The 10,940-nt window shown below is 40.5% G+C and carries 8 protein-coding genes; 5 read left to right on the top strand and 3 right to left on the bottom strand.

Going from position 1 to position 10,940, the window contains the following annotated elements:
• Positions 1–127: 127 nt before the first annotated feature.
• The gene (locus tag D0T60_RS16835; RefSeq protein WP_163219349.1) at positions 128–466 is read right to left on the bottom strand and encodes a hypothetical protein; all 339 of its coding nucleotides are present in this window, start codon (positions 464–466) and stop codon (positions 128–130) included.
• Positions 466–762, bottom strand: a complete 297-nt coding sequence (locus D0T60_RS16830) for a septum formation initiator family protein (RefSeq protein ID WP_163219347.1) — start codon at positions 760–762, stop codon at positions 466–468. Before D0T60_RS16830 ends, D0T60_RS16835 begins: the two co-directional genes overlap by 1 nt.
• Positions 763–1,012: 250 nt before the next feature.
• Between D0T60_RS16830 and D0T60_RS16825 the strand changes: the two genes are divergently transcribed.
• From D0T60_RS16825 to D0T60_RS16805, 5 genes are all read left to right on the top strand, one after another.
• Entirely contained in the window at positions 1,013–2,845 is a 1,833-nt protein-coding gene (locus D0T60_RS16825) for a DNA polymerase III subunit gamma/tau (protein WP_163219345.1), read from the top strand.
• Positions 2,846–2,936: 91 nt separating this feature from the next.
• Entirely contained in the window at positions 2,937–4,214 is a 1,278-nt protein-coding gene (locus D0T60_RS16820) for an MFS transporter (protein ID WP_163219342.1), read from the top strand.
• A gap of 102 nt (positions 4,215–4,316) precedes the next feature.
• On the top strand, positions 4,317–5,312 hold the full coding sequence (locus D0T60_RS16815) for a glycoside hydrolase family 130 protein (RefSeq protein WP_163219340.1): 996 nt from the start codon (positions 4,317–4,319) through the stop codon (positions 5,310–5,312).
• Entirely contained in the window at positions 5,309–7,591 is a 2,283-nt protein-coding gene (locus tag D0T60_RS16810; protein WP_163219338.1) for a GH92 family glycosyl hydrolase, read from the top strand. The genes D0T60_RS16815 and D0T60_RS16810 overlap by 4 nt, the downstream gene beginning before the upstream one ends.
• 57 nt (positions 7,592–7,648) lie before the next feature.
• Positions 7,649–9,841: a GH92 family glycosyl hydrolase gene (locus tag D0T60_RS16805; RefSeq protein ID WP_163219335.1), complete on the top strand. Its 2,193-nt coding sequence runs from the start codon at positions 7,649–7,651 to the stop codon at positions 9,839–9,841.
• A gap of 60 nt (positions 9,842–9,901) precedes the next feature.
• Here D0T60_RS16805 and D0T60_RS16800 read toward each other — a convergent pair whose 3' ends face one another.
• On the bottom strand, positions 9,902–10,924 hold the full coding sequence (locus D0T60_RS16800; protein WP_163219332.1) for an endonuclease/exonuclease/phosphatase family protein: 1,023 nt from the start codon (positions 10,922–10,924) through the stop codon (positions 9,902–9,904).
• Positions 10,925–10,940 lie beyond the last annotated feature (16 nt).

The raw sequence follows: 10,940 nt of genomic DNA, 5'->3' as shown, positions 1-10,940 counted from the left end.
ACGAATCCGAAAATGAAAAGCGTGAGCATCGTTGGACTTCTTTTCTTTCATTGGTTGAGTCGTTAAAGAGTCAACCATATCTACAAAAAGACAATCAAAAGACTAATTATTCTCTTTCATACCGGGTTTATAGGTCTTTTTGTTCTTCTTGCGGAATCCGGAATGAGGTGTATAATTCAATCACTGCTCCAATAGTAAGAACAACGATCCACTCATTCTTGTTTGTGAAGAACATAAAAGCACCGGCAGCAACCAAAAACAAAGCACCCAGAATTTGTTGTCTACGCAGACGCTTCACATTCTTGTTAGCTCCTTCGTAAGGGGTATTGATTTGCGCCAATGCAAACAGCGTTGCGCCAATGGTATAAATATAAGGTGCAAAAGGCCATTTTGTTATAAAGGTGATGGCACCTGTTAGTATCATCACAGCGCCTACTGCATAAAGAGCGGGGATTATTTTCTTCATTAATTATCGAATACGTATATATCTTCGTTAGGTTTCTTCATCAGGTACTTTTCACGGGCTATGCGTTCGAGAGCTTCGGGGTTGGCAGTCAGCTCATTCAGCTTTTCGGTGCTTTCTTCATACTCGGCACGGTACTTGGCTATTTCTTTTTTCAGGTTATTAATTTCTTGATCATAACCGGCACGGCGTGCCCAACTGTTTTCGTCCAGAAAACCGATAATAACGATGAAAGCAGCAAGGGTAATAATGTACTTGTGCTTTACAAAGAATCTCCCAAAGTAAGCCAGTTTATCCATAATTAACAGCAAATAAAAGAAGTGTATGGCAAAGATAGTGATTTGAATTAATAATTAAGAATTAAGGATTAAGAATTAATGTGGAAGGAATGTTTTTGTTCTAATGGGTAATTAAAATGGGTACGTTTTTTCCGCGTATCTATCTCATTTTCTTTATCCACATATAACACAACTAAATTTCAACTATTATTTCACTTAAATAATAATAAGGCATTTATTTAGTTAAGAAAAAAGCTGTAACTTTGTACGTATGGAAAACTATATTGTATCTGCCCGTAAATACCGTCCGTCTACATTCGAGTCGGTGGTAGGACAAAAGGCACTCACTACTACACTTAAAAATGCTATTGCCACTCAGAAATTGGCTCATGCATATTTATTCTGCGGACCCCGTGGTGTAGGAAAAACTACTTGTGCCCGTATCTTTGCGAAAACCATTAACTGTATGAATCTTACACCGGAAGGAGAAGCATGTAACGCCTGCGAATCCTGTGTAGCATTCAACGAACAGCGTTCATACAATATTCATGAATTGGACGCGGCTTCCAACAACTCGGTAGATGATATCCGTCAGTTGGTAGAGCAAGTGCGCATCCCCCCCCAAATAGGAAAATACAAAGTATATATTATAGATGAGGTACACATGTTGTCTGCTTCGGCTTTCAATGCTTTCTTAAAAACGTTGGAAGAACCTCCCCGTCATGCCATCTTTATATTGGCTACTACGGAGAAGCATAAGATATTGCCCACTATCTTATCAAGATGTCAGATTTATGACTTCAATCGTATCAGTGTAGATGATACGGTTAATCACCTGACGTATGTAGCCCAAAAGGAAGGAGTAACTGCCGAACCTGAAGCCTTGAATGTGATTGCCTTAAAGGCTGATGGAGGTATGCGCGACGCACTTTCCATTTTCGACCAAGTAGTAAGCTTTACAGGTGGGAATATTACTTACCAAAGTGCTATCGAAAACCTGAATGTACTCGATTACGAATATTACTTCCGTTTAACAGATTACTTCTTGGAAGGAAACGTAAGTGGTGCCATGCTATTATTTAATGATGTATTGAATAATGGTTTCGAAGGAAGTCACTTTATAACAGGATTATCATCGCACTTCCGCGATCTGCTGGTGAGTAAAGATGCTGCTACCCTCCCTTTATTGGAAGTAGGTGCAAGCATCCGCCAACGATACCAGGAGCAGGCACAGAAATGCCCGTTGCCTTTCTTGTATAAAGCAATGAAGCTTTGCAACGATTGCGATTTAAGTTACCGCACCAGTAAAAACAAGCGTTTGCTGGTAGAACTGACCTTGATACAGGTTGCACAGCTTACCACCGAGGGGGATGACGTGAGTCATGGGCGTAGCCCTAAACAGATTATCCAACCCGTATTCCAAGCGGCGACAGCAGCAACTGCGTCTCCGCAGCAGCAAGTACAACAGGTACAACCACAGTCAAGACCTGTTGCCCAACCTACTGCACCCACAGCTCAACAGCAAACAAATGTAAGTACTACGGAAGCAACCGCTCCTTTGCGAACGGAGATGCCCGATATTATTCAAAAGCTTGCCTCGCAACAAGAAAAGAAAATCCCGGCCGGCAGACCGGGGTTAGGCATTTCCATTAAGAGCCTCCAGAGAGGAGAAACGGCACAAGTTTCGCAAAGTCAAGCTGCCACAGTGCAAAGCACTACTGCCGCCCAGCCTCAAATAGATTGCGCTTTTGATGAAAGTAGCCTAAACTTCTATTGGCACGAGTTTGCCGGTTTGCTGTCAATAGATTATAATGCCATGAAAGTACGTATGCAAAACATGCGTGTAAAGTTAATAGACGCTACCACTTTTGAAGTGGTGGTAGATAATGAGCTTGCTGCCAAAAACTTCATGGCTTTAGGACCTGAAATTGAAGCTCACTTGCGTAAACAAATACGCAACAGCCAAATAAAAATGTCGGTACGTATTACCGAAGCCGCGGAAATAAAACGTCCCATTACCAAGTCGGAGAAATACTTGGCAATGGCAGAAAAGAATAAAGCCTTAATAGAACTGAAAGAAACGTTTGGGCTGGAATTTAATTAATTCTTCCCTATATTTTGCGTTTTTTATGAAACGTACGTTAGTATTATTATGCTTTCAGTTGTAGTACTATATGAATACTATAACAAAACGCATGAAAAACAAACATCAAACCGTCAGTCCGGTACTTTGGGTACCCACTGTCTACTTCGCAATGGGGCTTCCCTTTGTGGCATTGTCCATGGTATCGGTACTTATGTTCTCCGATCTGGAAATTTCCAATGCGCAGATTACTTTCTGGACATCACTGATTATGCTTCCCTGGACGCTCAAGCCTTTATGGAGTCCTTTCTTAGAGATGTTCAAAACCAAAAAATATTTTGTAGTTATCACAGAGATTGTTACCGGAATAGCTTTTGCATTGGTGGCACTCTCCCTCCCCTTACCGAGCTTCTTTACTTATGCCATCGCATTAATGGGAGTTATAGCTCTGAGTGGAGCTACCCACGATATAGCAGGAGACGGCGTTTACCTAACCGAACTGAATGCTACCCAACAAGCCAAATACATTGGTTGGCAGGGAGCTTTCTATAATATGGCTAAAATCCTGACGAATGGCGGGTTAGTCTATTTAGCTGGTATGCTGAAAGATAGCTTCGGCATTGTTCAGGCATGGATGGTGATTATGATTATTTGTGCGGCTATCATGGCATTCATAGGTCTTTACCATATTCGTATTCTTCCTTCGGGTGGAGCATCTGTCAATCAGGTACGTTCTGTAAAAGATGCGGGAAATATGCTGTGGGAAGTCATTCGCAGCTTTTTTGAAAAGAAAAACATCTGGTATTATATCCTTTTTATTGTCTTATATCGCTTTGCCGAAGGGTATGCAGTAAAAATCGTCCCCTTATTCTTTAAAGCACCTGTTGGCGAAGGAGGCTTGGGATTATCCGTGCAGGATATCGGATTGGTTTACGGTACATTTGGCGCTGCTGCATTTATATTGGGTTCTATTCTGGGCGGATATTATATTTCAGCCCGTGGACTAAAGAAGACGCTCTTCCATTTATGTTGTGCTTTCAACATTCCGTTTATTGTTTACTTACTACTCGCCATTTATCAACCTTCCAATCTATGGATCATCGGTTCGGGAGTAGTATTTGAATATTTCGGGTATGGATTCGGATTTGTGGGATTAATGCTCTTTATGATGCAACAAATAGCTCCGGGTAAACATCAAATGGCTCATTATGCCTTTGCAACGGGCATCATGAACCTGGGAGTAATGCTGCCGGGAATGATGAGCGGATACCTGAGTGATTTGCTGGGATATCAAAACTTCTTTATTTGGGTTTTGGTAGCTACTATCCCGGCTTTCCTTATAACTTGGTTTGTGCCTTTTACATATAATAATAAAGAAGCCAAATCATGATTAGAACACAAAGGCACAGAGGAAATAATTATGAGTTTTACATTAAATCTCTGTGTCTCCGTGTCTCTGTGTTCCATATTAAAAAACTAAAAATTTAAATATATGAGTAATCTTAAAATTATGGGAGACAACCTTCCCAATATGCCATGGGAAGATCGTCCCGCAGGTTCCAAAGAAGTAGTATGGCGTTATTCTGCCAACCCGGTTATTCCGCGCGACCTTTTACCTACATCTAATAGTATATTCAACAGTGCCGTTGTACCCTTCAAAGATGGGTATGCGGGTGTATTTCGTTGTGACGACACAAACCGCAGAATGCGCTTACATGTAGGTTTCAGTAAAGATGCGATCAACTGGAATATTAACGAATCGCCTTTAAAGTTCGAATGCGATGATAAAGAAATCGGTGAATGGGTATATGGATATGACCCTCGCGTATGCTTTATCGAAGATCGGTATTACGTAACTTGGTGTAACGGATATCACGGTCCTACTATTGGAGTGGCTTATACATTCGACTTTATTACTTTTCATCAGGTAGAGAATGCTTTCCTTCCTTTCAACAGAAACGGTGTAATGTTCCCACGCAAAATCAACGGACGATTTGCTATGCTTAGTCGCCCGAGCGACAATGGGCATACTCCTTTCGGAGATATCTTCTATAGTGAATCTCCCGATTTGGAGTTCTGGGGCAAACATCGTCACGTAATGTCTCCTGCTCCATTTGAAGATAGTGCCTGGCAATGTACCAAGATTGGTGCAGGTCCTATTCCTATTGAAACTTCCGAAGGATGGCTGTTAATCTATCATGGAGTATTAGCTTCTTGCAATGGGTTTGTTTACAGCTTCGGCTCTGCACTGCTCGATCTGAAAGAACCTTGGAAAGTAAAATACCGTTCGGCCCCTTACCTGCTTTCTCCACAAAAAATATATGAATGTATGGGAGATGTTCCCAATGTTTGTTTCCCTTGTGCTTCGCTGCACGACCCACAAAGCGGACGTATCGCCATTTATTACGGATGTGCGGATACAGTCACAGGAATGGCATTCGGCTATATCCCCGAGATTATTGAATTTACCAAACAAAATACTCTATGAATCGATTTTTATTAGCTTGCACACTAACTTTCCTTGCTCTTTCTTCCTCCGCGAAAGAGCGGGAAAGTTTTAAACCTACCGACTACGTAGATCCGTTTATCGGAACAACTAATTTCGGGACTACCAATCCCGGAGCTGTATGCCCCAATGGTATGATGTCTGTGGTTCCATTCAACGTAATGGGTTCCTCCGATAACAAATATGACAAGGATGCTCGTTGGTGGTCTACCCCATACGAATATAATAACACCTTTTTTACAGGTTACTCTCATGTAAATCTGAGTGGTGTAGGATGCCCCGAATTGGGATCGCTTTTACTCATGCCAACTACCGGAAAGTTAAATGTAGATTATAAGGAATATGGAAGTAAATATAAAGATGAAAAAGCATCTCCCGGATATTACTCCAACTTCCTTACTAAGTATAATGTAAAAACAGAAGTATCTGCTACTCCACGTACCGGTGTTTCTAAATTTACTTTTCCAAAAGGAGAAAGTCACATTGTATTAAATCTCGGTGAAGGATTGACTAACGAAAGTGGTGCCTTCCTGCGCAAAGTAAATGATCAGGAAATTGAAGGAATGAAGCTATTGGGTACTTTCTGTTACAACCCACAAGCTGTATTCCCCATCTACTTCGTAATGCGCGTTAACAAAGCACCTGCTCAAACCGGCTACTTTAAGAAACAACGCCCCATGCAAGTAGAAGCGCAATGGGATTCCGATCAGGGAAAGTATAAGCTTTACACCAAATACTCTAAAGATATTGCCGGAGATGATATTGGTGCTTTCTTTACTTTCAATACAGAGGAAGGCGAAACCATCGAGGTACAAATGGGCGTTTCATTTGTCAGCATAGAAAATGCTCGGTTGAATTTAAACGTGGAACAAGCCAATAAGAACTTCGATAAAATTTATGCGGAAGCTGTTGAGAAATGGAACAGCGATCTCTCTCGCATTTATGTAGAAGGTGGAACTAAAGATCAGAAAACAGTATTCTATACAGCTCTTTATCATTTACTTATCCATCCCAACATTTTACAGGATGTAAATGGAGAATATCCGGCTATGGAGAGCGATCAAATACTAACAACCAAAGGCAATCGGTATACTGTATTTTCTCTTTGGGATACGTATCGCAATGTTCATCAATTGCTTACCTTAGTATATCCCGAGCGTCAGATGGAAATGATACAAACCATGCTCGATATGTATCGTGAACACGGATGGTTCCCTAAATGGGAGCTTTACGGACGTGAAACGTTAACCATGGAAGGAGATCCAAGCATCCCTGTTATTGTAGATAGCTGGATGAAAGGATTAAGGGATTTTGATGTAGACCTCGCCTACGAAGCCATGTACAAATCTGCCACTATGCCCGGTTCCGAGAATTTGATGCGTCCCGACAACGACGATTATATGTCATTGGGATATGTTCCATTGCGAGAAAAGTATGACAACTCTGTTTCTCATGCACTTGAATATTATATCGCAGACTTCGCCCTCTCTCGTTTTGCCGAAGCTTTAGGTAAGAAAGAAGATGCAAAGAAGTTCTACAAACGTTCTTTGGGATATAAGCATTATTACTCCAAAGAGTACGGAACTTTCCGCCCTCTGTTGCCCGATGGCAGTTTTATTAGTCCGTTCAATCCCCGTCAGGGAGAGAACTTCGAACCCAACCCGGGATTCCACGAAGGAAGCTCCTGGAACTATACATTCTATGTACCTCATGACATTCCGGGATTAACTAAATTGATGGGAGGTCGCAAAGCGTTTATAGATAAACTGCAAATGGTATTCGATGAAGGTCTGTACGATCCTGCTAATGAACCGGATATTGCTTATCCTCACTTATTCAGCTATTTCAAAGGTGAAGAATGGCGTACACAATATCAGGTACAACGCCTATTAGATAAGTATTTCACTACCAAGCCAAGCGGAATTCCCGGTAATGACGATACCGGTACCATGTCCGGATGGGCTATTTTTAATATGATCGGATTCTATCCCGATTGTCCCGGATTACCAGAATATACGCTAACCAGTCCTGTATTTGATAAAGTCACCATCAAACTCGACCCTAAATGGTACAAACAAAAAGAATTGGTGATTGAGGCTAAAGGTTCCGACCAACCAATCAGATACATCAGAGAGATAAAGCTTGGAGATAAGAGCTATAACAAATACCGTATCACCCATGATGAATTGGTTAATGCCGGCAAATTATCATTCACATTTACACCATTTACATTTGCCAATGGAAAGAATACTGCAAAATAAATGCAGTTCTTTCCGTATATTTGCATCTGAAAATATTATTTATAAAACAAATAGATCATGAGATTCTTAAAACCATGGAAATGTCTTGCAGCGTGCGGGTTATTATTAGCCTTGAACTCCTGTGATTCGAATCAAAACGTTAGTACTACGCCCGTAGAACTTACCGGACATGTAAATCCTTACATCGGTACAGGTGGACACGGGCATGTATTTCTTGGAGCAAATGTTCCGTTCGGTCTTGTACAGTTAGGTCCTACCCAACAAACGCGTGGTTGGGACTGGTGCTCGGGTTATCATTACAGTGATTCAATCCTTGTAGGATTCAGTCACATGCATTTAAGTGGTACGGGTATCGGAGATCTTGGAGATATCACCTTCTTCCCTACTACAGACGATCGTCGCGAACATAAATTCGAGCATAAGTTCGAAGTTGTGAAACCGGGCTATTATTCTGTTTGGCTGCCCGAGGCAGACATTGCTGTTGAATTAACAGCTACGGCACGTACCGGATTTCATCGCTATTCATTCCCCAAGAATGAAAATGCTCAAATCATTATCGACTTAAAACGAGGTATCGGCTGGGACAGTGCCAAAGAAGGGTATCTGGTTCAAGAGAATGATACTGTAGTTTCAGGATACAGATATTCCAAAGGATGGGCCAGAGATCAGAAAATATATTTCACAGCTGTATTCTCTACACCTATTAAAGGTTTTAAAGTATCAGAAGAAGATCAGGAATATACCGATGCTCAATCAATTACTACCAAAACGGCATTCGCTAAATTAATGTTCGATACCACACAACAAGAAGCCATTTGTGTGAAAGTAGGTTTATCACCAACAAGCATTGAGAATGCCAAGTTAAACCTTGCAACAGAACAACCTCAATCTGAGTGGAGTATGCAAACCATTGCAGACGAAGCAACTAAAGCGTGGGATAAGCATCTTAACAAAATCATCATTGAAACAAGTAATGAAACTGATAAGAAGATATTCTACACAGCTCTCTTCCACTCTATGACTGCACCTTCTGTGTTCAGTGATGTAAATGCAGAATACACAGAGTACACTACTCTTTCTTTATGGGATACTTACCGTGCAGCTCATCCGCTTGCTACTATTATTCATCCGGAATTGATTCCTGATTATGGTAAAACATTCCTTTCCATATTCAATCGTCAAGGTAAACTGCCTGTATGGCATTTAGTTGGTAACGAAACAGACTGTATGGTTGGTAATCCGGGTATAGCTGCTCTCGCCGACATGGTACTGAAGGGATATGATGTAGATAAAGAAGCAGCTTTCGAAGCCATGAAAACCTCTGCGATGTTAGATGAAAGAGGTTTGAAGTTTTTGAAAGAATATGATTACATTCCATATAATCTTGAAAATGAATCTGTTGCAAAAGGATTAGAATATGCTTTAGCCGACTGGACCATTGCTCAAGTAGCTAAAGAATTAGGCAAAACAGAAGATTACGAGTATTTCCTGAATCGAAGCAAATCATACACACATTACTTCGACAAAAATACTCAGTTTATGAGAGGACTTTCACCGGAAGGTCAGTTCCGTGAACCGTTTAATCCTTTCCATTCTACTCACCGGGAAGATGATTACACAGAAGGAAATGCATGGCAATATACATGGCTCGTACCTCATGATGTAAAAGGTTTAGTTGAATTATTCGGAAGCGAAGACGCATTTATCAACAAACTCGATTCTTTATTCGTAGTCGAAGGAAGTTTAGGAGAAGGAGCTTCACCTGATATATCCGGTCTTATCGGACAATATGCACACGGTAACGAACCCAGCCATCACATAGCCTATATGTATGCTTATGTAGGACAACCTTGGAAAACTGCTAAAATCGTTCGCGAAGTACTTACTACACTTTACTTCAACGATCCTAACGGATTAAGTGGTAATGAAGACGTAGGTCAGATGTCTTCCTGGTATATTATGTCTGCATTAGGTTTCTATCAGGTAGCCCCTGCGGGAGGTGTTTATGTATTCGGAAGTCCATTGTTCGACAAAGCTACCCTACAAGTAGGCAAGAATAAAACATTCCAGATTATAGCTCATAACAATAGCGAAGAAAACATATACATCCAAAGCGTTAAACTTAACGGTAAGAAGTATACCAAGTCTTATATTCTTCATAAAGACATTGTTGCCGGAGGTAAACTGGAATTTGAAATGGGCAATCAACCTTCTGCTACATTCGGAGTAGAGGAAGCTGACAGACCATAATTATTAAATAGTTATCGCACAAACAAAAGGCACAGAGCTCTCAATAACGCTCTGTGCCTTTTATTTATGTATTAATAGGAAATCGGCATAGACAGGTAAATGATCGCTAAAGCCTCCTTGGTATCTCATTCCCGAATAAGTTCGAAATGGAGAAAGCCCTCCATACTTTTCATCTTCTATCAACATGAAAGGTAAAAACGAAACATTTGCTTTATCTTCATCTGTATAAAAACAAGATTGATTATCAAGTAAGCCTCCGGATACGATAATATGATCCAATAGTCCCCAGTTTCCTTTATACCTGTATGAGCCCCAGTTTTTCTTCTTCGATTTTGAAGCCAACAAATGATACAACTGCTTCCGGTCATAAGACTGATTGGCGGTTTTACCTATTAAAACTTCCGAGATGGATCGATTAGAAGGATAATCATTAAAATCTCCCATGATAATAATACGAGGAGAAACACGCACAGACATTAAGCTATCTACCGAATTCTTTAAACATAACGAGGCCTGCACTCTATAGTTTTCGGTTTCTTTTTCTCCTCCCGATCTTGAAGGGAAATGTACAACAAATACATCTATAGTATCTTTCGTTATAATCAAGCCGGAAACATGCAAAATATCTCTACTTACTTTCTTTGTTTCTTTAAACTTCACCGGAATAGATTGTTTTGAAAGTAGCTTAAATTTATCCCGTTGATAGAGTAAAGCCACGTCTATACCACGCGGATCAGGAGAATTCGTCATTACATATCTATAAGTATGTTCTTTTAAAGGAGAATAAAAGGTTAAATCCCGCATTACTGTATCGTTTTCAATTTCGCAAAGTCCAACTAAAGCCGGAGGTTCCCACTCTCCCACTGCTGTTATAACGCGAGCTACATCAGCCAGTTTCTTTTTATATCTTCCATAGTGCCATCTGCGATGTGATGTAGGAAGAAATTCATTATCATCTTTCAAAGGATCATCGCAAACATCAAAAAGGTTTTCTACATTGAAAAAAGCAATACGAAAAGGAATGGTGTCTTGTGCTATGAGTAATTGAGGAAGGAATAAAAAAAGTATGAGTAGTTTTTTCATGTATTACTATTTATCA

Source organism: Bacteroides sp. 224 (assembly GCF_010500995.1).
GTDB lineage: Bacteria > Bacteroidota > Bacteroidia > Bacteroidales > Bacteroidaceae > Bacteroides.
This window is presented reverse-complemented; position numbering and strand designations above follow the sequence as displayed.